Origin of the sequence: Microbacterium sp. CFBP9034 (genome assembly GCF_034045255.1) — a bacterium.
Classification (GTDB): Bacteria; Actinomycetota; Actinomycetes; order Actinomycetales; family Microbacteriaceae; genus Microbacterium.
The window spans coordinates 1,161,310-1,185,833 of the sequence record NZ_JAXCWC010000001.1 but is presented as its reverse complement, the minus strand read 5'-3'; the positions used below and the strand labels follow the sequence as shown (position 1 = coordinate 1,185,833).

The 24,524-nt window shown below is 69.5% G+C and carries 19 protein-coding genes and 1 tRNA gene; 8 read left to right on the top strand and 12 right to left on the bottom strand.

Annotated elements, in window-relative coordinates:
* Positions 1-42: 42 nt before the first annotated feature.
* From nusG to gabT, 9 genes are all read right to left on the bottom strand, one after another.
* Positions 43-1,146: a transcription termination/antitermination protein NusG gene (gene nusG, locus SOM19_RS05290; protein ID WP_320485503.1), complete on the bottom strand. Its 1,104-nt coding sequence runs from the start codon at positions 1,144-1,146 to the stop codon at positions 43-45.
* Between the two features lie 83 nt (positions 1,147-1,229).
* Entirely contained in the window at positions 1,230-1,505 is a 276-nt protein-coding gene (gene secE, locus SOM19_RS05285; protein ID WP_320485502.1) for a preprotein translocase subunit SecE, read from the bottom strand.
* Between the two features lie 95 nt (positions 1,506-1,600).
* Positions 1,601-1,673 (bottom strand) — tRNA-Trp (locus SOM19_RS05280).
* A 145-nt stretch (positions 1,674-1,818) separates the two neighbouring features.
* Positions 1,819-2,256 carry a pyridoxamine 5'-phosphate oxidase family protein gene (locus tag SOM19_RS05275; RefSeq protein WP_320485501.1) on the bottom strand — a complete coding sequence of 146 codons (438 nt, stop codon included), beginning with the start codon at positions 2,254-2,256 and terminating at the stop codon, positions 1,819-1,821.
* A 109-nt stretch (positions 2,257-2,365) separates the two neighbouring features.
* Positions 2,366-3,727 carry an NAD-dependent succinate-semialdehyde dehydrogenase gene (locus tag SOM19_RS05270; RefSeq protein ID WP_320485500.1) on the bottom strand — a complete coding sequence of 454 codons (1,362 nt, stop codon included), beginning with the start codon at positions 3,725-3,727 and terminating at the stop codon, positions 2,366-2,368.
* 40 nt (positions 3,728-3,767) lie between these two features.
* The gene (locus SOM19_RS05265; protein WP_320485499.1) at positions 3,768-5,330 is read right to left on the bottom strand and encodes an APC family permease; all 1,563 of its coding nucleotides are present in this window, start codon (positions 5,328-5,330) and stop codon (positions 3,768-3,770) included.
* Positions 5,327-6,238 carry a universal stress protein gene (locus tag SOM19_RS05260; protein WP_320485498.1) on the bottom strand — a complete coding sequence of 304 codons (912 nt, stop codon included), beginning with the start codon at positions 6,236-6,238 and terminating at the stop codon, positions 5,327-5,329. The genes SOM19_RS05265 and SOM19_RS05260 overlap by 4 nt, the downstream gene beginning before the upstream one ends.
* Positions 6,235-7,611, bottom strand: coding sequence for a flavin monoamine oxidase family protein (locus tag SOM19_RS05255; RefSeq protein ID WP_320485497.1), 1,377 nt, complete (start codon positions 7,609-7,611; stop codon positions 6,235-6,237). Before SOM19_RS05255 ends, SOM19_RS05260 begins: the two co-directional genes overlap by 4 nt.
* 83 nt (positions 7,612-7,694) lie before the next feature.
* Positions 7,695-9,053, bottom strand: coding sequence for a 4-aminobutyrate--2-oxoglutarate transaminase (gabT, locus tag SOM19_RS05250; protein ID WP_320485496.1), 1,359 nt, complete (start codon positions 9,051-9,053; stop codon positions 7,695-7,697).
* 94 nt (positions 9,054-9,147) lie between these two features.
* Between gabT and SOM19_RS05245 the strand changes: the two genes are divergently transcribed.
* The 6 genes from SOM19_RS05245 (at position 9,148) to SOM19_RS05220 (ending at position 16,856) form a co-directional block, all read left to right on the top strand.
* Complete coding sequence (locus SOM19_RS05245; protein ID WP_320485495.1) at positions 9,148-10,683, top strand: PucR family transcriptional regulator; 1,536 nt, start codon at positions 9,148-9,150, stop codon at positions 10,681-10,683.
* 109 nt (positions 10,684-10,792) lie between these two features.
* A complete protein-coding gene (locus tag SOM19_RS05240; protein ID WP_320485494.1) occupies positions 10,793-12,184 on the top strand; it encodes an NAD(P)/FAD-dependent oxidoreductase in 1,392 nt (463 codons plus the stop codon).
* Between the two features lie 225 nt (positions 12,185-12,409).
* A complete protein-coding gene (locus SOM19_RS05235) occupies positions 12,410-13,717 on the top strand; it encodes a sugar ABC transporter substrate-binding protein (RefSeq protein WP_320485493.1) in 1,308 nt (435 codons plus the stop codon).
* An 8-nt stretch (positions 13,718-13,725) separates the two neighbouring features.
* Positions 13,726-14,661, top strand: a complete 936-nt coding sequence (locus SOM19_RS05230) for a carbohydrate ABC transporter permease (protein WP_414683625.1) — start codon at positions 13,726-13,728, stop codon at positions 14,659-14,661.
* 1 nt (position 14,662) lies between these two features.
* Complete coding sequence (locus tag SOM19_RS05225; RefSeq protein ID WP_320485491.1) at positions 14,663-15,619, top strand: carbohydrate ABC transporter permease; 957 nt, start codon at positions 14,663-14,665, stop codon at positions 15,617-15,619.
* Between the two features lie 76 nt (positions 15,620-15,695).
* A complete protein-coding gene (locus tag SOM19_RS05220; RefSeq protein WP_320485490.1) occupies positions 15,696-16,856 on the top strand; it encodes a glycoside hydrolase family 1 protein in 1,161 nt (386 codons plus the stop codon).
* A 312-nt stretch (positions 16,857-17,168) separates the two neighbouring features.
* Here SOM19_RS05220 and SOM19_RS05215 read toward each other — a convergent pair whose 3' ends face one another.
* The 3 genes from SOM19_RS05215 to SOM19_RS05205 form a co-directional block, all read right to left on the bottom strand.
* Positions 17,169-17,822 carry a TetR/AcrR family transcriptional regulator gene (locus SOM19_RS05215; protein ID WP_320485489.1) on the bottom strand — a complete coding sequence of 218 codons (654 nt, stop codon included), beginning with the start codon at positions 17,820-17,822 and terminating at the stop codon, positions 17,169-17,171.
* Complete coding sequence (locus tag SOM19_RS05210) at positions 17,819-19,375, bottom strand: glucoamylase family protein (RefSeq protein WP_320485488.1); 1,557 nt, start codon at positions 19,373-19,375, stop codon at positions 17,819-17,821. Before SOM19_RS05210 ends, SOM19_RS05215 begins: the two co-directional genes overlap by 4 nt.
* A 141-nt stretch (positions 19,376-19,516) precedes the next feature.
* A complete protein-coding gene (locus SOM19_RS05205; RefSeq protein ID WP_320485487.1) occupies positions 19,517-20,995 on the bottom strand; it encodes a helix-turn-helix domain-containing protein in 1,479 nt (492 codons plus the stop codon).
* A gap of 210 nt (positions 20,996-21,205) precedes the next feature.
* On the opposite strand from SOM19_RS05205, the gene aceB reads away from it, so the two are divergent.
* Entirely contained in the window at positions 21,206-22,870 is a 1,665-nt protein-coding gene (gene aceB, locus SOM19_RS05200; protein WP_414683624.1) for a malate synthase A, read from the top strand.
* Between the two features lie 55 nt (positions 22,871-22,925).
* A complete protein-coding gene (locus SOM19_RS05195) occupies positions 22,926-24,521 on the top strand; it encodes an isocitrate lyase (RefSeq protein WP_320485486.1) in 1,596 nt (531 codons plus the stop codon).
* Positions 24,522-24,524 lie beyond the last annotated feature (3 nt).

Genomic DNA, 24,524 nt, shown 5'->3' with positions numbered 1-24,524 from the left:
CGGGTTCCCGGCGACGAGCGCCGGGACCGCGGGAAGCCTGTGCTACTGCTTGGTGACCTGGTCGAACGACAGCTCGACCGGGGTCTCGCGCTCGAAGAGGGAGACGAGGACCGTGAGCTTGCCGCTCTCGGGCTTGATCTCGCTGATCGAACCGGGAAGGCCGGCGAACGAGCCCTCCTTGATCGTGATCGTCTCGCCGACCTCGAAGTCGACCTCGGTGACGATGCTGCGCGCCTGCGTGGCCGAGCCCTTGGCCGCGCCCTTCGCGGGAGCGACGTCCTTGACCTCGACGAGGCTCTTCAGCATGTTGAAGGCCTCCTCGAAGCGGAGAGGCGTCGGGTTGTGGGCGTTGCCCACGAAGCCCGTGACGCCGGGCGTGTGGCGGACGACCGACCAGGTGTCCTCGGTGAGCTCCATGCGGACGAGCACGTAGCCGGGGATCCGGACGCGCGTGACCATCTTGCGCTGACCGTTCTTGATCTCGACGACGTCCTCCATCGGGACCTCGATCTGGAAGATGTCGTCCTCGACCTCGAGCGTGGACTTGCGCTGCTCGATGTTGGCCTTCACCTTGCGCTCGAAGCCGGCGTAGGAGTGGATGACGTACCACTTGCCGGGGAGGCTGCGCAGCTCGGCGCGGAAGGCCTCGTACGGGTCCTCGTCCTCGTCCTCGTCGTCCTCGTCCTCGTCGCCTTCGACAGCGGCGGGCGCGGCATCGTCGGACACGACCGCGTCGGAGTCGTCCTCGTCCTCGTCGCCGTCGGCGCCGGACTCGTCCTCGTCGCCGTTCACGTCGGGGCCGTCGTAGGGGGTGACCTCGTCGGCCGCTTCGGCGGCGAGATCCGCCGCCTCCTCTGCGATGGAGTCGTTGAGGACCTCTGCGGCAGCCTCGGTCTCGGCCGTCTCGTCCAGGTTCAGGGCGTCGTTCACGATCGCGTCGGCCTCCGGGTCGTCGATGTCGATGTCGTCCAGGTCGTCGGCGTCGTCCTCGTCGCCCTCGTCCACGATGTGGATGGCGACGTGCTCTGCCGGCGTGTTGGCGGCGTCTTCCTCGGCGAGGATGTTGCCCTCCTGGGCCTCATCGTCCTCCGAGGACTGCTCTGCCGCCGTCGCCCAGTCGGCGTCGTCGAAAAATCTTTCAGACACTGCGTTCTCTTCCGTTCCGTCCGCGATGGGATGAGGACCCATCCGCGAACCGTTCGTTTCGCTCGTCAGGGCGGTGAGGTGGATCAGGCTGCCGCCGGCACACCGAACACGTAGGCCGTGAGCCACACGAACAGCACGTCGAGGCCGTAGACGATCGCCATCATGATGACGACGAAGCCGAGCACGACGCCCGTGTACTTCAGCAGCTCCTGGCGCGTCGGGGTGACGACCTTGCGGAGTTCTGCGAAGACCTGGCGGATGAACAGGGCGATCCGCGCGAAGACGTTCGGCTTCTTCTCGCGGGGTGCTGGTGCGCCGCCCGCGGGGACGACGTCGCCCGTCGGCTCGTCCTGAACCATCGATGCCACCTGATTACCTTCCGTGCGTCGGCATTCGCCGGTGCACTGTGTTTGTCAACCGCTGGCCATTGGCGTGCCAACGTTGCGCTGACGCGCAGGGCGGACAGGAATCGAACCTGCAACCTGCGGTTTTGGAGACCGCTGCTCTGCCAATTGAGCTACCGCCCTAGAGGCCCGGAGGCCTCGGAAGCCCGCACTCTTCCACCTTCATCTGAGTGAGAGGAGCGTGCCCGAGCGCCGGGCACGGCGAAAGAATGCAGACTTCAACTGCATGCTCCAGTGTACGGCATGCCCAGAGGCCCCGCGAATCCGATCAGTAGTCCTGGATGCCATAGCGGTCCGGTTCGGGTGATCGGTGAAACGCCCGGCCGGAGACCGACGCGGCCTCCACTCGGACGTACGTGTACTTGAGCGTGGGGATCCACGGGCGCAGTCCGAGGCCGTCGGCCCGCTCGACCTCCTCCGACGTCTCGAGCGCGTGCGCAGCGCCGCGCACGATCACACTCCACGCGTCGGCGTCGGTGTGGTCGTCCACCTCGAAGAGCACTTCGTCGTGCACCGTGAGCTCGAAGAGCTTGCTGCCCTGAGCGGTCCGGAACAGCAGGCTCTGCCCGTCGACGACGTAGTTCACCGGAAAGATGTCGAGCACGTCTCCGACGCGGGTGACGAGGCGCCCGAGCTCCTGGCTGCGGAGCCGTTCCCAGCACTGCTCATCGGTCAGGAAGATGACCGGATCCGTCGTTTCTGCCATGCCCTCATCCTTCCCCTCCTGCCGGGACTGCGAAAGCCCCCGGCACTCGGGTGCGAGCATGCGGCAGTGCCCGGGGCGCTCCGTGAGCGGCGCGGGCACTGCGCGAGCGCTACGCGCCGATGCGGATGAGCTTCTTGTTGACGAACTCGTCGGCGGCGAGCAGGCCCATCTCCCGCGAGGTGCCCGAGCGCTTGACCCCGCCGAACGGCAGGCCGGGCTCGTCGGCGAGAACGACGTTGACGTAGACCATGCCGGCGTCGATCTTGTCGGCGAGCCGCGCGGCCTGCTCCTCGTCGGTCGTGAAGACGTACGACCCGAGGCCGAAGCTCGTGTCGTTGGCGACCTTGACCGCCTCGTCCTCGTCGGCGACCTTGTAGACGACCCCGACCGGGCCGAAGAACTCCTCGCCGTAGGCGTCCATCTCGGGCGTGACATCGGTGAGGACGGTGCCCGGGTAGTAGGCGCCGTCCCGCGTGCCGCCGGTGACCAGCGTGGCGCCCTGCGACACCGCCTTGTCGACCTGCTCGGCCAGCCGTTCGGCCGCCGTGAGCGACGAGAGCGGACCGAGCACGGTGTCCTCTGCGAAGGGGTCGCCGACCTTGGCCTCGCTCATCTTCGCGGTGAACTTCTCGAGGAAGTCGTCGTACAGCCCGTCGACGACGATGAAGCGCTTGGCCGCGTTGCAGGATTGCCCGGTGTTGTCCAGGCGCGCGTCGACCGCGGCCTGCACGGCGCCGTCGAGGTCGTCGGTGGACAGCAGGATGAACGGGTCGGACCCGCCGAGCTCGAGCGCGACCTTCTTGAGGTTGCGGCCGGCGACCTCCGCCACAGCCGCACCCGCACGCTCCGAGCCGGTGACCGACACGCCCTGCACGCGACGGTCCGCGATGATCGCCGCGGCCTGCTCGTTCGAGGCGTACACGTTCGTGTAGACGCCTTCGAGACCGGCATCCCGGTACATCGCCTCGATCGCCGCGGCGGACTCCGGGCACTGCCCGGCGTGCTTGAGGATGATGGTGTTGCCGATCACGATGTTCGGGGCGGCGAACCGGGCGACCTGGTAGTACGGGAAGTTCCAGGGCATGATGCCGAGAAGCACGCCGAGCGCGGTGCGGCGGATGACCGCGGTGCCCTCGCCGTCGATGTCGATCGGCTGGTCGCCGGTGATCTTGTCGGCATGGTCGGCGTAGTACTCGGTGATGTCGGCCGCGAAGTCGACCTCGCCGAGGGCGGCCTCCAGCGGCTTGCCCATCTCGCGGACGATGATGGCCGCGAGCTCGTCGCGGCGCTCGCGGTGCAGGTCGGCGACCTTGCGGACGGCCGCAGCACGGTCGGCGACCGGGGCATTGCGCCACGTCCGGAAGGCGGCATCCGCTCCGGCGATGACCCCCTCGAGGGCGTCATCGGTGATCGTCGGGTAGGTGGCCAGGGTCTCGCCCGTGGCCGGGTTGACGACGGCGTACTCACTCATGTGTGTTCTCTCCGATCGGGTGGATGGGTTCATTGTGCCGTCAGCGACGGCGGCGGCGCAGGCTGGTGGGGGCGTCGAGCGACAGGGTCTCGCCCCGGAAGAACGCGGGTCGTCGGATCGCCTGCCAGACCATGATGACGACTCCGAGGAGGATGACGGTCACGCCGAGGATGAAGACGAGGCCGAGGCCGCCGATGTTCGATCCGCTGCCGTAGTCCGGATCCATGCTGTCGATCAGCGTCGTCACGAACAGCACCGCCAGGATCACGCCGCCGACCAGCGGGAACAGGAAGGTGAAGAAGACGTTGCGTGCGGAGTCGAACCACTGCCTGCGGAAGTACCAGACGCACGCGAACGCGGTCAGGCCGTAGTAGAAGCAGATCATCATGCCGAGCGTGGTGATGGTGTCCCACAGCACGTCCTCGCTGATGAACCGCATCACCGCGTAGAACGCCGAAGCGACGATCGCCGACACGATGGTGGCGTAGCCGGGGGTGAAGAAGCGCGGGCTCACCGCGGCGAACTTCGAGGGCAGCGCCCCGTAGTGGCCCATTGCGAGGAGCGTGCGCGCCGGCGAGACGAACGTCGACTGCAGCGACGCCGCAGAGCTGGTGAGCACGGCGAGCGAGACGAGCCATGCCACTGGTCCGAGGATGGGCCCCGACAGGTAGAAGAACACGTTGGACTGGATGTCCTCGTTGCCGAGTCCGAGCTCGCCGTCGCCGGTGCCGGCGTACGCGAGCAGCGAGACCGAGATCAGCAGGTACAGCAGGACGATGATCACGACCGTCAGCGTCGCCGCACGGCCGGGCGTCTTCTCCGGGTTCTTGGTCTCCTCGTTCATCGTGAGGGTCACGTCCCAGCCCCAGAAGATGAAGATCGAGAGCGACAGGCCTGCGACCACGGCGGCGAAGTCGCCGACCGCGAAGGGATTGAACCACGACAGCTCGACGGGGCTGGCGTCGAAGGCGTTGCCCTGTGCGACCTGCACGAACGCGGCGATGGAGAAGCCCACCAGGACGAGCACCTGGAAGCTGACGAGGACGTACTGCAGCTTCTGGGTCGTCTGCATGTCGCGGTACGACACGAAGGTCGCGCCGAGCATGAACAGCAGGCACACGGCGACGTTGATGAACGGGTTGAACGCGAGGTCGGCGATCTCGGCGACGCCGGTGATCTGCGCGATCAGGAGGAAGAGGAACTCGACCGCGATGCCGGCGAGATTGGAGAGCACGAGGATGGTCGCCGCGATGAGCCCCCAGCCCGCCATCCAGCCGATCCACGGCCCGAACGCCCGCGTCGCCCACGTGAACGACGTCCCGGAGTCGGGCATCGCGCGGTTGAGCTCGCGGTAGCCGAACGCGACCAGCAGCATCGGGATGAACCCGACGAGGATGATCGCCGGCACCTGGAAGCCCACCTCGGAGACCGTGGGTCCGAGGGCGGCCGTGAGCGTGTACGCCGGGGCGATGCAGGAGATGCCGATGACCACGGCGCCGATGAGACCGACGGTGCCGGCGCTCAGGCCCTTCTTGGAGAGTCCGCCGCGTTCGTCGACAGCGGTCTGGACGACCGGCGGCGCGGTGCCTTCGGGTGCGCTCATCGGTGAGCTCCGTTCGTGGTCTCGGCGGCGCGCGCACGCGCCCCCTTCTTCTTGCGGGTCCGCGGAACGACGATCATCGGCACGGGCAGCTCATGCAGCATCTTCGCCGCGGTCGAGCCGAGGAAGAGCCGGCGGGGGCGGGCGAGCCGGCTCGAGCCGACGACCGCGATCTCCCCGGGCTCCCAGCTGAGGTGCGAGACCGCCTCCTCGATGCTGTCGCCGAGCCCGACGACCGCCTCGGCCTCAATGTCCTTCGGAAGTCCCGCGCGAACGTGGACGAACACCTCATCGGCGTGCATCGCGGCGGACTCGTTCCCGGCGATGCCGGCCGGCAGGTCGATCGCCACGAGGGAGACCAGGCGCAGCTCCGCGCCCGTCGAGGTCGCGAGCGCGACGCTCTCCTCCAGCAGCACGTCCGCGCCGGGTCGGAGCCCGACCGCGGCCGTGACGCGGGTGATCCCGGTCAGCGGATCGATCCGACGCGCGCCCTCGGGTGCGAGCACCACCGGAACGTCCGCCGAGTGGAGCAGCTCGTTCGCCACCGTGCCGAGGCGATGCCGGCCCCGGAGTCCGCCGTTGGCCGCACCGACGACGATGTACGACGCCGCGAGCTCATGGGCCGCCTCGAGCAGGCCCGATGCGAAGGAGTCGCCGTACCGGACGTGCGTCTCCGAGGCGACGGCATCCGGAACCGTCGCCGCCGCGGTGTCGAGCCAGGCCTGCGCCTTGTCGTGCACGTAGCGGTCGTAGCCCGCGTCGGGCGGGGTGATGACGCTCCGGTCCTCACCGGGCAGGACCACGACGAGGTCGAGGGAGGACTCGGATGCCGCGGCCAGCCGCGCTCCGAGCGCGAGGGCATCCGCCCCGGCGTCGTTGGCGGTGTAGCCGACGACGATGCGACCGCTCATCGGCGGGCCTCCTCGACGATGTTGCCGGCGACGAGCCGACCCATGCGGATGGCGCCGTCGACGTGCTGATACCCGGCGCCGGCCATGTCGCTGCAGGCGAAGTGGATGGGCCCGACCGGGGTGCGAAGGTCTGCGCCGTAGCGGGTGAGCCCTCCCAGGTCGAAGCTGGCGGCGTAGGCACCGCGCGTCCACTCCTCGGCGCCCCAGTCGCTCTCGAAGTACACGAGCGGCTCCAGAGCCTGCGGGCCGTAGTAGTGGGAGAGGGACTCGAGGATGCGCGCCTTTCGCTCCTCGGCCGGCACGCGGAACAGGTCGTCGGCGTTGCGGTCCGACACGAAGCCGACGAGGGTGCCGCGCTCGTCGCCGTGGTTGGTGTTGTCGTAGGCCTCGTGCGCGATCTCGTACGGGCTGAACGCGGTTCCGGACAGGCCGTCCTCGCGCCAGAACGGGCGGTCGTACACGGCGTGCACTTTGATGACGAAGCCCATCGAGATGTGCTGGTGCATCTGCTGCTTGAGCCGCGGCAGGGCGGGCGCGAACTCGATCCACGGATAGAGGATCGGGGCGTGCGCCAGGATGACGAAGCGCGCGTTCACGGCGAGACCCTCGTCGCTCACGACGCGGACGCCGTCGTCGGACCAGTGCACCTCCGTGACCGGCTCGCCGAGCATCACGTCGTCGCCGAGTCGCTCGGCGAGCAGCAGCGGAACCTGCTGCAGGCCCCCGACGACGCGCTCGTCGAGGATGTAGTCCGCGTCGACGAGATTCGAGAAGCTGCCGGCACTCGCCGCCATGAGCAGAGCCTGGAGGGCCGAGAACGCGTAGGCGGGCTTGGTGAGCATCGCCCCGGCGATGAAGAGCGCGATGTTGTCGCGCGCCTCCTGGTCGTCGGTCTGCTCCTCGAGCCAGGCCTCGAAGGAGACGCGGTCGAGAGCCTCGGCGTCGGGGTGCTCCCACGGCTTGTCGGGGTCGACCTCGGCGACCATCGCGTCGAGCTTCTCGATCAGCGCGACCATCGCCTGCTCGGTCGCCGGCGGCACCGGGAAGATCTCCCCGGTGAAGCGCGTCAGCTCCCCCGCCTCGTTGACATAGACCGAGTCGCCCTCGCGGTAGCGGCGGTACGTCTCGAGTCCGAGGTCGGCGATGGTCTCCTTGAGCGCCTCCTGGTCGGGCGACACCCACTGCCCGCCGATCTCGAGCATCGCTCCGTCGATGACGTCGGTCCACAGCCGCCCGCCCACCCGGTCGCGCGCCTCGAGCACCACGACGGAGAGACCGGCCTTCTTCAGCTCGTTCGCGGCGGTCAGGCCGGCGGCGCCGGCTCCGACGATGACGACGTCTCGCGTGAGTTCGGCGCGGTTGGCCTCAGCCATGTGGGCTCCTTTGCTTCGATGCGGGGGAAAGGGACGCGAGTGCCGGGACCGGCTCCCCCCTGGCCGGTCCCGGTACTCGGTGCTCAGTGGTCGGCGAGCGCTGCGGTGACGACGTCGATGCCCTCGTGGAGCAGTCCGTCGGTGATCGACAGCGGCGGCAGGAAGCGGATCACGTTCCCGTAGGTGCCGCAGGTGAGGACGATGACGCCCTGCGCGATGCACGCCTTCGCGACCGCGGCGGTGAGCGCGGCATCCGGATCCCCCGTCTCGGGGTCGACGAACTCGGCGGCGATCATGGCGCCGTGCCCGCGGACGTCGCCCATCCGGGGATCGGCGGCCTGGAGGGCGGTGAGGCGCTCGGTGAGCACTGCGCCGATCTCGCGGGCGCGCTCGATCATCCCGTCGTTCTCGAAGACGTCGATCGCTGCCAGCGCGGCGGCACAGGCGATGGGGTTCCCGCCGTACGTGCCGCCCAGGCCCCCGGCGTGCGCGGCGTCCATGATCTCGGCGCGTCCGGTCACGGCGGCCAAGGGCAGGCCCCCCGCGATGCCCTTGGCCGTCGTGATGAGGTCCGGCACGATGCCGAACAGGTCGCTCGCGAACATCTCCCCCGTGCGGGCGAACCCGGTCTGGATCTCGTCGGCGATGAACACGACGCCGTTCGCCCGGCACCAGTCCACGATGGCCGGCAGGAAGCCGTCGGCGGGCACGATGAAGCCGCCCTCCCCCTGGATCGGCTCGATGATGACGGCGGCCAGGTTGTCGGCGCCGACCTGCTTCTCGATCACCGAGATCGCCTTCTTCGCGGCATCCGCTCCGCTCAGTCCGTCCCGGTACGGGTACGACAGCGGAGCGCGGTAGATCTCGGAGGCGAACGGGCCGAAGCCGCTCTTGTAGGGCATGGACTTCGCCGTCAGCGCCATCGTGAGGTTGGTGCGGCCGTGGTAGCCGTGGTCGAACGCGACCACGGACTGGCGGCCGGTGAACTTGCGGGCGATCTTCACCGCGTTCTCGACCGCCTCGGCGCCGGAGTTGAAGAGCGCGCTCTTCTTCACGTGGTCGCCGGGGGTGATCCGATTGAGGGCCTCGGCGACGGAGACGTACGACTCGTACGGCGCGATCATGAAGCAGGTGTGCGTGAACTGGGCGACCTGCGCCTGCACGGCGGCGACGACCTTGGGGTGCGAGTTGCCGATCCCGGTCACCGCGATGCCGGAGCCGAGGTCGATCAGCGAGTTGCCGTCGGCGTCGACGATGACGCCGCCGCCCGCCGCGACGGCTTCGACCGGAGCGGTGTGACCGACGCCCGCGGCGACGGCCGCGGCCTTGCGGGCGAGCAGCTCCTGCGACCGCGGGCCGGGGATGCTGGTGACCAGACGTCGCTCCTGCGGAAGGGACGGACCGCCGAGGGGCGTGGTGGCAAGAGTGTCGACTGCGCTCATGGTCGCGAGCGTAGGCGCTGGTTTCCGACGCTCGCACCCTCCTCCTTGTACATTCTGGATAGGCCGCTGTACGAGCGGTACATCACGGAGGATCATGAACGCCACGGTCGACGACCCGACGCTGCGAGCTCTGCTCACCCGCGGGGATCTTCATCTCGCGCTCGCCGACGACGAGGGCCTCGACGCCGGAGCCCTCGACCGGCCCGTGCGCTGGGTGCACAGCTCGGATCTCGAAGACCCGACGCCGTTCCTCTCGGAGGGGCTGGTGCTGCTGACGACGGGAACGCAGTTCCCCGAGGCATCCGACGATCCGGCGCCGTACCGCGCCTACGTCCGGCGCCTCGCCGCCCGCGGCGTGGTCGGACTGGGGTTCGGCACCGACGTGGTGCGCGCGGGTCTTCCGCCCGCGCTCGCCGAGGCGTGCCGGGCCGAGCGGATGCCGCTGTTCGAGGTGCCCTACCGCACGCCTTTCATCGCCGTGGCCCGGGCCAACGCCGAGGCGATCGCGGCGCAGACCTACGCCCGCCGCAGCTGGGCGCTGGCCGCCCAGCGGGCGATCGCGCTCGCAGCCCTGCGTCCGGACGGACTCGGCGCGACGGTCGCCGAGCTCGCACGACAGCTCGACACCTGGGTGGGGATGTACGACGCCGCCGGCGAGCTGTCCCGCGAGCATCCGCCGGACGGCCTGGACTCCGCGACCGCCGCGGCGCTCCGGCGCGACGTCGCGGGCGTGCTGAACCGCGGGGCCCGCGCCGGCTCGTCGCTGCGCATCGGCGAGACGCCGTTCCGCCTGCAGACCATGGGGAGAGGCGGGCACCTCCGCGGCGTGATCGCCATCGCGGCCGGCGACCTGGACCAGGAGGGCCGGGGCGTCGTCACCGCCGTCATCGCGATGGCCGGCCTCGCACTGGAGCAGCAGCAGGGCCTCAGCCGCGCGCGCGGTGCGCTGCGTGCCGGACTCGTCCACACCCTCCTCACGGACGACCCGGCACTGGCCCGTCGCATCGCACGCGAGCTGTGGGGGCCGCTCCCGCCTGCTCCCGTGACGGTCGCCGTGACGGATGCCGCGGCCTCCCGCATCGACGCCATCGCGGAGCTGCTCGAACTCCGCGCAGAGGAGCGTCGCGGCTCGCTCTTCTTCGGCCGCGGCGACGACGGACTGGTGATCGTGACCCCGGCGGGCGACCTGGCCCCGGTCGACGAGCTGGCCGAGCGGTTCGGCGTGCGCGTCGGGATGTCGGATCCCACCGGCTACGACGGGTTCGCGGCCGCGGTCGGCCAGGCGCGGGTGGCGCGCGACCGCGGGGCGGGACCGGTCACGGCGTTCGCCGACGTGGCCCGCACGGGGGTGCTCTCGGCCCTGTCGGATGAGGCCCTCTCCCTTGCCCGGGCGGAGCTGGCTCCCCTCACCGCGCACGATGCGGCCGAGGGCACCCATCTGGTCGAGACGCTGCAGGCCTGGCTCGACAACGACTGCTCGCACGAGGCATCCGCTCGCGCTCTCGGCGTGCACCGCCACACCGTGCGCACGCGACTGGCGCTGGCCGAGCGGATCCTGGGGCGCGAGCTCTCTTCGTTCGCGACCCGCGCCGAGCTGTGGGCCGCGCTGCGAGTGCTCGACGCGGACTGAGGCTGTGCGCCGCGGGCCGCCCGCAGCCCGGCCGGATCAACCGGAACCCGGCGCGACTCGCGACAGAATGCCGGGGGCCGACCAGGGCGAGGTGGACGAAGATGGGCGCATGACCGATGCCTCCGTGCCCAACGGCGACGTCTCGTGGTGGTGGCGGCAGCTCGGGGGGACCCCCGCACCGCGGCCCGCCCTCCCCGGGCCCATCGACGTGGACGTCGCCATCGTCGGCGGCGGCTACACCGGTCTGTGGACGGCGTACTACCTCAAGCGCTCGCAGCCCGACCTCCGGGTCGTCGTGCTCGAGCAGCGCTTCGCGGGCTTCGGAGCCTCCGGCCGCAACGGCGGCTGGCTGACCAACACCGTCACCGGCGGACGCGAACGGTACGCGGCATCCCATGGCCGCGATGCCGCCGTCGCGCAGCAGCGCGCGCTCAACGACAGCGTCGACGAGGTCATCGCGGTCGCCGCGCGCGAGGGCATCGACGCCGACATCATCAAGGGCGGCGAGCTCGACATCGCGCGCACCCCGTCGCAGCTCGCGCGGCTCCGCGCGTCGGCGGCCGGCGAGCGGTCATGGCCGCACACCGATGTGGTGGAGCTGGATGCCGCGGCCGCCGCCGCACGCATCTCGGTGGAGGGCGTGCTGGGCGGTGTGTGGCATCCGCACTGCGCCCGGGTGCATCCCGCCAAGCTCGTGGCAGGGCTGGCCGCGGCGGTCGAGCGCCTGGGCGTCACGATCCACGAGGGCACCCACGTGACCGAGATCAGCTCGGGCCGTGCCGTCACCGACCGCGGCACCGTGCGGGCGACGCACGTGCTGCGCGCCACCGAGGGCTTCACCGCCGACCTCCGCGGCGAGCACCGCACCTGGCTGCCGATGAACTCGTCGATGATCGTCACCGAGCCGCTGCCGCGATCCGCGTGGTCGGCCATCGGATGGCAGGAGTGCGAGACGCTCGGCGACTTCGCCCACGTGTACATGTACGCCCAGCGCACGGCCGACGACCGCATCGCCTTCGGAGGCCGGGGTGTGCCGTACCGCTACGGCTCGCGGGTCGACACGGACGGCTCGACCCAGCAGCGCACGATCGCCACGCTGACAGCGCTCCTGCGCGACTTCTTCCCGGATGCCGCGGACGTGCCGATCGCGCACGCCTGGTCGGGCGTGCTGGGCGTCCCCCGCGACTGGGCCGCCACCGTCGGCCACGACCCGGCGACGGGTCTGGGCTGGGCCGGCGGCTACGTCGGGACCGGTGTCACCGCGACCAACCTCGCCGGGCGCACGCTCGCCGATCTCGTGCTGGCGCGCGACACCGATCTGGTGCGCCTGCCGTGGGTCGGGCATCGTGCGCAGCGCTGGGAGCCGGAGCCGCTGCGCTGGCTGGCGGTGAACGCGATCTACACCGCGTATCGCATGGCCGACCGGGCCGAGGCATCCGGTTCCTCCGACCGCACCGCCTGGCCCGCCCACGTCGCGGACGTCGTCGCCGGCCGGCACTGACCCTCCCGACGGCCTCGGCTAGCACCACAGGCGCCGATGCGCCAGAGCGTTCCTCGCGCGCGGGCATCGGGCCACGCTTCTCGCATGAGGAACCTCTCATGCGCCAATACCTTTCATGTGTCAGGTTTTTGGCGTACAGTCATTGACGCGGCGCCCCCAGCGCCGCCACAGCCGAGGCAAAGCCGCCGCGGACGCGGCATTGACACCGATGGAGGCGTCAGAGCGATGACCAGATCATTCACACGCAGCAGTTCCCGATGGGCGGCCGCCGGTGCGGCGACGCTCGTGGGAGCACTCATCCTCACCGGCTGCGGACGCAGCGACGATCCCACCGGCGGCGGCGGCGGCGATGCCGGCGGCGGCGACGCGATCGACGACTCCCCCGCGACCGGCACCGTCGAGGTGTGGGCTATGGGCAACGAGGGCGAAGTCCTCGACGACCTCGCCGCCCAGTTCGAGGAGGACAACCCCGACGTCGACATCGAGGTGACCGCCGTGCCGTGGGAGAGCGCGCACGACCGCATCGCGACGTCGATCGCGGGCGGTGAGACGCCCGACATCACGATGCTCGGCACCACCTGGGTCGGCGAGTTCGCCGCGACGGGCGCCTTCGAGCCCACGCCGGAGGGACTCGTCGACGAGTCCTCGTTCTTCGAGGGCTCGTGGAACACCGCCGTCGTCGACGACGTCGCCTACGGTGTGCCGTGGTACGTCGACACCCGCGTGCTCTACTACCGCACGGACCTCGCCGAGAAGGCGGGCGTCGAGCCCCCGACCACGTGGGAGGAGTACACCGAGTTCACCAAGGCCCTGCAGACCGCCGGCGCCGAATGGGGTGTCTCGCTGCCCCCGGGCGGGTTCGACTCGTGGCAGTACGTGACCCCGCTCGCCTGGCAGCAGGGCGGCGACATCCTCAACGAGGACGGCACCGAGTTCACGTTCGACACCCCCGAGTGGGAGGAGGCGTTCGCGTTCTACACGAGCTTCTTCGAGGACGGCATCGCCGAGCCCCGCAGGCTAGAGGGCGGCGAGATCGAGTCGGCGTTCATCAACGGCGACGTCGGCGCGTTCTACAGCGGGCCGTTCCACGTGAGCCTCCTGCTCGACCAGGGCGGCGAGGAGTTCGCCGACAAGTTCGGCGTGGCCATGGTGCCGGGCGCGGACAGCCGCACCAGCTTCACGGGCGGCGCGAACATGGCCGTCTTCGAAGACACCGAGAACCGCGACGCGTCGTGGAAGTTCGTCCGGTGGCTGAGCCAGCCCGAGACCCAGCTGGAGTGGTACGACATCTCCACCGACCTGCCGAGCGTGCAGGCGGCCTGGGATGACCCCACGTTCGCCGACGACCCCTATCTGAGCGTCTTCGGCGAGCAGCTGCAGGATTCCAAGGCACCGCCCGCCATCGCGACGTGGGCGCAGGTGTCGGCCGTCATCGACCAGGAGCTCGAGAAGGCGACCCGCGGCGAGACGACTCCCGCCGACGCGATCGCGACGATCCAGCAGCAGGCCTCGTCGATCGGCACGGGGCAGTAAGCACCCTCATGTCCGCTCTCGCCTCCGCGGCTCCGCCGCGGCGCCCCGCACCTCGTGCGAAGGCGTCGCGGCGGGAACGCCGCATGACGCGCACGGCCTGGCTGTTCGCCGCGCCGTTCGTCATCCTGTTCGTGGTGTTCATGGCCGGGCCCATCGTCGGGTCGCTCCTCATGAGCTTCACCGACATGACCACGCGCGACCTGGAGACGCCATTCCAGGTCGACATCGTCGGATTCGACAACTACATCCGGCTCTTCCAGGATCCGCGCTTCCTGCGGTCGCTCCTGAACACGTTCACGTTCGTGGTGGTGGCCGTGCCGCTGACCATCGTGCTCGCCCTCGCGGTCGCGCTCGCGCTCGACAAGGGCATCCGGCGCTTCCGCACGGTGTACCGCGTCGGCTACTACGCGCCCGTGGTCACGAGCATCGTCGCGATCGCGATCGTGTGGCGGTTCATCCTGCAGCCGGACGGCCTGCTCAACGGATTCCTCGCGATCTTCGGCATCCAGGGCCCCGACTGGCTGCAGTCGACGACCTGGGCGCTGCCGTCGCTCATCATGATGGCGGTCTGGCGCAACATCGGAACGCTGATGGTGATCTTCCTCGCCGCGCTCCAGGGCGTGCCGCGCGAGCACCACGAGGCCGCGATGGTCGACGGTGCGAACGCGTGGCAGCGGTTCTGGAACGTCACGATCCCGGCGATGCGCCCGGCCATCCTCTTCGCCACCGTCATCACCGGAATCGGGTTCCTGCAGTTCTTCGAGGAGCCCTACGTCATGACGCAGGGCGGGCCGCTCGACGCCACGCTGTCGACGGCGATGTACACGTACGACCAGTTCGGCTTCGGCAACTACGCCTATGCATCGGCAGCCAGCTATGTGCTGTTCCTCGCGATCGTGCTGCTCTCGCTGGTGCAGTTCCGGTTCATCGGAAGGAGGGACTGACATGACGATCACGCCTCCCCCACGCGCCGCCGACGAGCCCGGCGAGGTCCCGGACCGCCTCGGTCCCGTGCCGGCATCGGCGTCGGTGACCGACACCGACGTCGCAGGCCCCGAGCCCCACCCGGCCGGACGCCGCGGCCGCGGCGAGCGCCCGCGATGGTGGCTCTACATCGTGCTGACGCTCGGCCTCATCGCGATGGTCATGCCCTTCGTCTGGATGATCCTCGGGTCGTTCAAGACCGATGCGGAGATCCGCCAGAACCCGACCGGGTTCTGGCCGCAGAACCCGACCACGGAGAACTACGAGACGCTCTTCGTCCGGCTGGACTTCACGACGTTCTTCATCAACAGCGTGGTGGTGGCGGTCTTCGTGACGCTCGGGAACATCGTCTTCTGCTCGATGGTCGGGTACGCACTGGCGAAGCTGCAGTTCCGCGGCAAGAAGCTGCTGTTCGCGCTCGTGGTCGGCACCCTCATGGTGCCGGGCGTGGTGACGTTCGTGCCGCTGTTCGTGCTGGTCGCCAACCTCGGCCTGGTCAATTCCTACCCGGGCCTGATCCTGCCGTTCCTCATCTCACCGCTGGGGGTCTTCCTCATGCGGCAGTTCATGCTGAGCCTCCCCGACGAGCTCATCGAGGCGGCACGCATCGACGGGGCCAGCGAGTGGCGCATCTTCCTGCGCGTGATCATGCCCATGTGCGGCCCGGCCGTCGCCACGCTGACGATCCTCACCTTCCTGGCCAGCTGGAACAACTTCCTGTGGCCGCTGGTGGTCGCGACGAAAGAGGACATGTACACGCTGCCCGTGGCGCTCGCGCTCTACTCGGTAGGGCAGAACGCCGCCCGGTACGGCCTCATGATGGCGGGCGCCGTCGTGGTGGTGCTGCCGATCCTGCTCGTGTTCGTCTTCCTGCAGCGCTATTTCGTGCAGGGGATCGCGCTCACCGGCATCAAGTGACCGGAGCGGATGCCTCGGCCTGCGCTGCTCGCGTGGCCGGGGCATCCCTCACCCAAGAGAAAGGACCGTCCCGACGATGGACTTCCCCGAAGGATTTCTCTGGGGCGCCTCGACCGCGGCGCACCAGATCGAAGGCGGCAACGTCAACTCCGACTGGTGGCAGCGCGAGTGGGGCCACCTGCCCGGCGCACCGGTCGAGACGCCGTCGGGCGACGCGGCCGACAGCTACCACCGCTATGGCGACGACATGGCGCTCCTCGCGGAGGCGGGGCTGGACACCTATCGGTTCAGCATCGAGTGGGCTCGTATCGAACCCGAGGACGGCTGGGTCTCGCGCGCCGCGATCGATCACTACCGGCGCATGGTGGGGACCGCGCGGGCCCTCGGCCTGCAGCCCATGATCACCCTCCACCACTTCACGAACCCGGTGTGGTTCGCCCGCGAGGGGGGATGGCACTCGGATGCCGCGGCCGACCGCTTCGCCCGCTATGTCGAGGCGGCGCTGCCCGTGCTCGAGGGGGTCGACCTCGTCTGCACCATCAACGAGCCGAACATGGTGTCGGTGCTCGCCGACCCCGAGGTGGGCTTCCCCTCGATCGGCCTCCCACCCGGGGTGCCCGAGGTGACCGATCGCCTGGTCGACGCGCACAAGCGCGCCGTCGAGCTCGTGCGCGGGGCCGGGGGACGTGCCGGTTGGTCGGTGGCGACCCAGGCCTATCAGCCCGAACCGGGGGCCGAGGCAGTCGCCGCCGAGTACGGCCGGTCCCGCGAGGACGTGTTCCTCGACGCGGCCCGGGGCGACGACTGGATCGGCGTGCAGGCCTACACCCGCACCCGCATCGGGACGGACGGACCGCTGCCCATCGACGACGGCGCCGAGCGGACCCTCACCGGGTGGGAGTACTTCCCGCCGGCGGTCGGCGACGGGATCCGCAACGCCTGGGCGCGGGCCGGGGTGCCGGTGTACGTGACCGAGAACGGCATGGCCACCGCCGACGACGCGCGGCGCATCGACTACACGCGCGGCGCCCTCGAGGCCGTGCGGGCGTGCATCGAGGACGGCGTGGACGTGCGCGGCTACCTGCACTGGAGCGCGCTCGACAACTACGAGTGGGGCAGCTTCCGGCCGACGTTCGGGCTCATCGCCTGGGATCCCCAGACGTTCGAGCGGCATCCGAAGCCCAGCCTCGCCTGGCTCGGCGAGGTCGCGCGCGCGAACGCCCTCCCCGCCGCCTGAGGGTCGCGCCCGGGTCGCGGGTCGGGCGCGTGGTGCCCCAGGTCAGGAGATCTGCCCAAGTCAGGACCGATACGAGCCATTTCGTCCTGAATGGGGCAGATCTCCTGATCTCGGCCGGCATGCCGCCCGGGACCGAGGCGGGGCGGCCCAGCCGGGGTCTGCTGCCCGGGTCAGGAGATCTGCCCGCGTCAGGACCGATCCGACCCAATTCGTCCTGACTGCGGCAGATCTCCTGATCTCGGCCGGGCGGGGTGCGGCGAACCGCGCTCCCCGTTCGTTGAGCGAGCGGAGCGAGACGAAACGCGCTGAGGGTCAGATCTCCCGCGGCACCAGGTAGCCGCGCACGAACTCCGCGAAGAGGGCGTTCATGTCCACGGTGTCATCGAGCAGCCACTGCTGCTGGATGCCGTCCATCACGGCGCCGATGAGGCGTGCTGCGAGCGCGGGGTCGATGTCGGCGCGGATCTCGCCGTCGCCCTGCGCGGCGATGAGGATCGGGGTCGCCCTGGCCGCGCTCTCGCGGTAGCGGCGGGCGAAGTCCTCGTGCGCGGGATGCTCCTCATCCGTCGCCTCGGCCGAGACCGTGGCGTAGAGCGAGGTCAGACCCCGGGACTCCTGGTTGTACGCCACGACCTTCGTGGCCTGCTGGATCAGCGTGTGCTCGGCGGGATCCCCTGCCGCTTCGCGGATCGCCGCATCCCGCTGGCGGAGCACCTCGGTGAAGAGCTCCTCCTTGTTCGCGAAGTGGTGCATGAGGCCCGTCGGCGTCAGGTCGACCCGCTTGGCGATCTCACGCAGCGAGCCGCTGTGGAAGCCGTTCTTCGCGAAGACGATCAGCGCCTCGTCGACGATGCGCTGGCGCCGGGCCTGACCCTTGGCGTAGCTGCCGCGCGGTGCGCGTACACCGCGGACCGGGGCATCCGCTGCGGACGTCCCGGTCTCGGTCGTGTCGGATTCTATGGTCACTCCCGGGCTTTCCATTCGGAGCTGAAGTCCTGCGCCTTCATCGCCGGCCGCAGTCGCTTCTCCATCTCCTTGTCGACGAAGTACCCCTTGAGGCTATCGCCGGTCAGCTCATTGCCGATCGCGGCCATGATCATCGACTGGTCGAGCGACAGGTACCGCTCCGCCACCGTGCCGCTGCCCACCGCCACCGAGTCGTAGAAGCCGCCCGGGCCGTACGCGCCGAGGTCGTCCTCGAGGTGCGCGAGGTTCGCGAGCACGCCCTCACGGTCGTACGGCAGCGCGAGGAACGCGGCATGCGGCGTCACGACCCCGTCACCGAACTCCGGGTCGGGGTTGGTGCCCTCGGTGCAGCCCGGGCGGTCGATGTCGACATCCGTCTTCTCGCGGTCGGAGGTGTAGCCGTCCGACCTCATCCCCGCCAGATCGACGCCGTACTCGGCGTAGCCGCCGAACGGATCGCTGGCCGGCGAGAAGCCCCACGCGCCGTACTCGGCGTCGACGAGCCCGTGATGCTTCTGCACCGCGACGGTGATCGGGTGGTTGAGCCGCCACGAGCGCGGTCCCCACTTCGTCTCGGGCACGAGCAGATCGGGCATGAGCGCCTCGAACATGCTGCCGCCCCAGCTCGGGACGAAGGACATGCCGGCGTACGTGTACACGCCCTCCCACACGTCGAAGCCGTCGTAGGTGCGGTACTCCCCGGTGGGCAGCTGCTCCTGCCAGGCCCAGTCGCACCCGGGAGGCATCGTCCGGTGGGTGCCGTAGAGCGCGGTCGCCGGGATGCTCCCGTTCGCGATTCCCAGGTAGGTCGCGATGCGACTCTCGCTCACCGTGGTGTCGTAGTGGTGGCAGGTGTAGAACGCCTCTTCGCCCGACCCGTTGTACATCGGGGCCGCGACGCTGCATCCCGGAGGTGCGACCTCCCAGAACCCCCCGCGGTTGGTGCCGGCGGGGAGGCCAGGTGCACCCTCGGGGTTGAAGAAGGCGGCGAAGTCCATCGAGCGATAGAGCGCATCGGCCTGCTCGGCGAGCGCCGGCTCTGCCTCACGGACGATACGGAGGGATGCCGCGAGCCATCCGTTGTCGACGGTGCTGAGGAACGGGTGCACGACGTCGCCCGAGTCGGGCCACGTCGTGAGCTTCGCGCCGGTGTCGGGGTCGTACCAGTTGTAGTACATGCCGCTGGCGTCGTTGCGCTCGAGCGTCTCGAGCGTGGTCAGGGTCGTGGCCATGCGCTCGAGGGCGTCGTCGGCGCTGATGATGCCCAGGTCGCGCGCGGTCACGGTCGACCACAGGTATCCGCCGATGTTGGTGGGGGACGTATAGGCGGCCGGGGTCGCCAGGTCTCCGGTGACATTGTCGGACGGGAGGCCGGTCTCCTCGTTCGTCATGGCGTCGAGGGACGCCCAGGTGTCCTCGGCATACCGCTCCAAGGTCTCGCTGCCCGGTCTGCCGTGACCGCCGCCCCCGCCTTCAGCGGTCGCCGGTCCGGCGAATGCCAGGCCGGTCGCGACCAGTCCCGCCACGGCCGCTGTGCTCACCCATCGCTTCATCGCGCTCTCCTCATCGAAAGCGGCTCCGTCGGGCGGAACCGTCGGTGCGGAAAACCTAACACCCGACAGGTATTAGCGGAACCCCCGGCATCCGCTCTCTCACACGTCTCTCATCCGCCGCCGACCGGCGGGCACGCAGGGTCACCTCGGCGCGTGCGCCTCGAGGAACTCGTACACGTCGGTCGTGTCGACGCCGGGGAAGGCGCCCGTCGGCAGCGTCGCGAGCAGAGTGCGCGGGGTGCGCACGTTGGGCCACGAGTTCTCGCGCCACGCCTCTTCGAGATCGGCCGGCGCGCGGCGGCAGCAGGCCTCGACGGAGTGCGTGGAGACGCCGCGGTTCGGGGTGTCTCGCCCCAGGAACCACCGCGTGTCGTCGAATCGCACCCCGACCGAGACGGAGTGCGCGCCCTCGCTCGACTGCTCGACGCGAGCCGTGCACCAGTAGGTGCCGTTGCCGGTGTCGGTGTACTGGTAGTACGGATTGAAGTGGTCGTCCTCGTCGAAGACGACCCGCGAGGTCCACTTGCGGCAGCACATCTGCCCCTCGATCGCGCCGAGCCGATCGGTCGGGAAGTTCACGTCGTCGTTCTCGTAGGCCTTGGTGATGGTGCCGGACTCGTGCACCTTGAGGAAGTGCACCGGGATGCCGAGGTGCACGCTCGCGAGATTGGTGAAGCGGTGCGCCGCGGTCTCGTACGACACCGAGTACGCGTCGCGGAGGTCCTCGATCGAGATCGCGCGGTCCTTCTTCGCCTCCTGCAGGAACGGCACGACGTGGGCCTCGGGGATGAGCAGGGCCCCGGTGAGGTAATTCGTCTCGACGCGCTGCCGCAGGAACTCGGCGTAGCTCGTCGGCTCGGTATGCCCGAGGATGCGGCTCGAGAGCGCCTGCAGCACCGCGGTCCGGGGGTCGCCCTTGGACGCGAGCCGACTGGACAGGTAGAGGCGCCCGTTCTTGATATCGGCGACGCTGCGGGTGGTCTGCGGCAGGTCCGGCACGTAGTGCAGGGTGAACCCGAGATGGGCGGCGATGTCGGATGCCGTCCGCTGGGTCAGCGGTCCCCCCGGGTGGTCGACAGCGTCGAGCAGCGCCCGGGCGTGGCCTTCGAGGTCGGCGAAGTAGTTGTTCTGCGTGCGCATGAGGCGGCGGAGCGCGACGTTCGCCCGGCGGGCCTCCTCCGGGGTGGCCGCCCGCTCGTCGCGGAGGCGCTCGATCTCGGACTGCAGCGACAGCATCGCCTTGAGGGCATCGGTCGGCACCGTCTTGCCGATCCGGAACGGCGGGATGCCGAGCGCCTGGAAGGTCTGCCCGCGCATCGCCCGTTCGAGCGCGATCTCGAGCGTGGCGCGCTCGTCGAGCGGCTCCGACTCGAGGATCGCCTCGAGCGTCGAGCCGAGCGCGCGGGCGATCGCCTGGAGCAGCGTGAGCTTCGGCTCGCGCCGGCCGTTCTCGATCATCGAGAGCTGGCTCGGGGCGCGGTCCACCGCGGCGGCGAGCTCCTCGAGCGTCATGCCGCGCTCGGAGCGCAGCTGGCGGATGCGGCGGCCGATGGTGAGGGAGTCCACATCCTCATCGTCGGGGAGTGCCGCCATCGAATCGCGGGCGAACGTCGTCGTCATAGGGCAATTCTGTCACGAAAGCAGAAATACCTTCAAACTTCACACCACCGATCGCCGGTTCGACCATCGAAGTTCACCGCAGAGTGGACTCACGACGCACAACCGGTTGATCCAGAACGCGGATCGCGGGATGCCGGACCCGGCGCACACGCCGGGTGGGGCATCCCTCCACCTCTCACAACGCTCGTTCGTTCACAGGAAGACAGGGACATGACACCTGCAACCGCCACCCCGATGCGCACGCACACCGGCCCCATCCCCACCCAGCTCCACGAGCCGTCGATCACGATCGTCGGCGCCGCGGCTCCCCGTTACGACGAGATCCTCACCCCGGAGGCCCTCGCGTTCCTCACCGAGCTGCACCACCGCTTCGGAGCTCGCCGGCACGATCGGCTGGCGGATCGCATGCGACGCCGGTTCGAGGTCGGCAACGGCCACGACCCGCAGTTCCGCGACGACACCCGGCACATCCGCGAGGATGCCGAGTGGACGGTCGCCGGCGCCGGACCGGGACTCGAGGATCGCCGCGTCGAGATCACCGGGCCGACCGACCCGAAGATGACGATCAACGCGCTCAACTCCGGCGCGAAGGTGTGGCTCGCCGACCAGGAGGATGCCACCAGCCCCACGTGGAAGAACGTGATCGAGGGCCAGCTGAGCCTGCGCGACGCGATCCGGGGCGAACTGGAGTTCACCAGCGCCGAGGGCAAGCGCTACGAGGTGACCGCGACGGAGACCCCGACGATCGTGATGCGACCCCGTGGGTGGCATCTGCCCGAGCAGCACATCCGCTTCAAAGACCGCACCGGTCGCGAGATGGCGGCCTCGGGCTCGCTCGTGGACTTCGGGCTGTACTTCTTCCACAACGCCCGGCAGCTGATCGCGAACGGCCGCGGGCCGTACTTCTACATCGCCAAGCTCGAGTCGAGCGAGGAGGCGAAGCTGTGGGACGACATCTTCACCTTCAGCGAGAGGCACCTCGGGATCCCCCACGGCACGATCCGCGCGACCGTGCTGATCGAGACGCTGCCGGCGGCGTTCGAGATGGAGGAGATCCTCTTCGAGCTCCGCGACCACTGCGCCGGGCTCAATGCCGGCCGCTGGGACTACATCTTCTCGATCATCAAGAACTACCGGGGGCGCGGGGCCCGGTTCGTGCTGCCCGACCGCAGCGAGGTCACGATGACCGTCCCGTTCATGCGCGCCTACACCGAGCTCCTCGTCCAGACCTGCCACAAGCGCGGAGCCTTCGCGATCGGGGGCATGAGCGCCTTCATCCCGAACCGCCGCGATCCGGAGGTGACGGCGACGGCGTTCGAGAAGGTCGCCGCAGACAAGAAGCGCGAGGCCGGCGACGGCTTCGACGGCACCTGGGTGGCGCACCCCGACCTCATCCCCGTCGCCCGTGCAGAGTTCGACGCCGTGCTCGGCGACCGCCCCAACCAGCTCGACCGTCAGCGTCCCGAGGTGCGCGTGAACGCCGCCGATCTGATCGACGTGCACATCGGGCGTCCGATCACGGCCGCAGGCGTCCACGCGAACGTGTCGGTGGCGATCCGGTACCTCGAGGCCTGGCTGCGGGGCCTGGGCGCCGTCGCGATCGACAACCTGATGGAGGATGCGGCGACCGCCGAGATCAGCCGCAGCCAGGTGTGGCAGTGGATCCACCAGGACCGCACGACCGACGACGGAACCCCGATCACACGGGACTACATCGAGAGCCTGATCGCGCGAGTGCTGGAGGACGCAGAGCGGCGCGAGGGCGACCGCTTCGACGACGCTGCGGAGATCTTCCGCGATGTCGCTCTCGGCCAGGAGTTCCCGGCGTTCCTGACGCTCCGGGCCTACTCGCGCTTCCTGGTCGAGACCGAGTGATCCACTTCAGCCCTGGCTCCGCCGAGCCGACCGAACCTATCGCAAGGGAAATGACATGACCGCCTACCACGACGACATCGAAGCCGTCCGCGCACTCAAGGAGCAGCACGGCTCCCGCTGGGACGCCATCGACCCCGAGTCCGCCGCCCGCATGCGGGCGCAGAACCGCTTCCGCACGGGCCTGGAGATCGCCCAGTACACCGCCGACATCATGCGGCGAGACATGGCCGAGTACGACGCCGACTCGTCGGTGTACACCCAGTCCCTCGGCGTGTGGCACGGCTTCATCGGGCAGCAGAAGCTCATCTCGATCAAGAAGCACCTCAAGACCACGAACAAGCGCTACCTCTACCTGTCGGGCTGGATGGTCGCCGCGCTCCGCTCGGAGTTCGGTCCGCTGCCCGATCAGTCGATGCACGAGAAGACGTCGGTCCCCGCCCTGATCGAGGAGCTCTACACGTTCCTCCGCCAGGCGGACGCCCGCGAGCTCGATCTGCTCTTCACGAAGCTCGACGACGCCCGGGCGGCCGGCGACGAGACGGCCGAGGAGTTCATCCGGTCTCAGATCGACAGCTTCGAGACCCACGTCGTGCCGATCATCGCCGACATCGACGCCGGGTTCGGCAACCCGGAGGCCACCTACCTGCTGGCGAAGAAGATGATCGAGGCGGGTGCGTGCGCCATCCAGATCGAGAATCAGGTGTCGGACGAGAAGCAGTGCGGCCACCAGGACGGCAAGGTCACCGTCCCGCACGAGGACTTCATCGCCAAGCTGAACGCGGTCCGCTACGCGTTCCTGGAGCTGGGCATCGACAACGGCATCATCGTCGCCCGCACCGACTCGCTCGGTGCCGGTCTCACCCAGAAGCTCGCGGTCACGCACCGGCCCGGCGACCTCGGCGACCGGTACAACTCCTTCCTCGACGTCGAGGAGGTCTCCGAGGGCGAACTCGGCAACGGCGACGTGGTCATCAAGCGCGACGGCACGCTGTTGCGGCCGAAGCGCCTCGCCAGCAACCTCTACCAGTTCCGCCCCGGAACCGGCGAGGAGCGCGTGGTGCTCGACTGCATCACGTCGCTGCGCCACGGTGCCGACCTGCTGTGGATCGAGACCGAGAAGCCGCACGTGGAGCAGATCGCCGGCATGGTCGATGCGATCCGCGAGGAGATCCCCGATGCGAAGCTCGTCTACAACAACAGCCCGTCGTTCAACTGGACGCTCAGCTTCCGCCAGCAGGCGTACGACCTGCTCAGCGAGCAAGGTGAGGACGTCTCGGGGTACGACCGCGGCGACCTGATGAACGTCGGCTACGACGACACCGAGCTGGCTCGGCTGGCCGACGAGAAGATCCGCACCTTCCAGCGAGAGAGCTCCGCCCGCGCCGGGATCTTCCACCACCTGATCACGCTGCCGACGTACCACACCGCTGCGCTCTCGACCGATGACCTCGCGAAGGGCTACTTCGGCGAGGAGGGCATGCTCGCGTACGTGAAGGGCGTCCAGCGCCGCGAGATCCGCGAGGGCATCGCCACGGTCAAGCACCAGAACATGGCGGGAAGCGACATCGGCGACAACCACAAGGAGTACTTCGCCGGCGACGCCGCACTCAAGGCGGGTGGCCAGCACAACACGATGAACCAGTTCAGCTGAAGA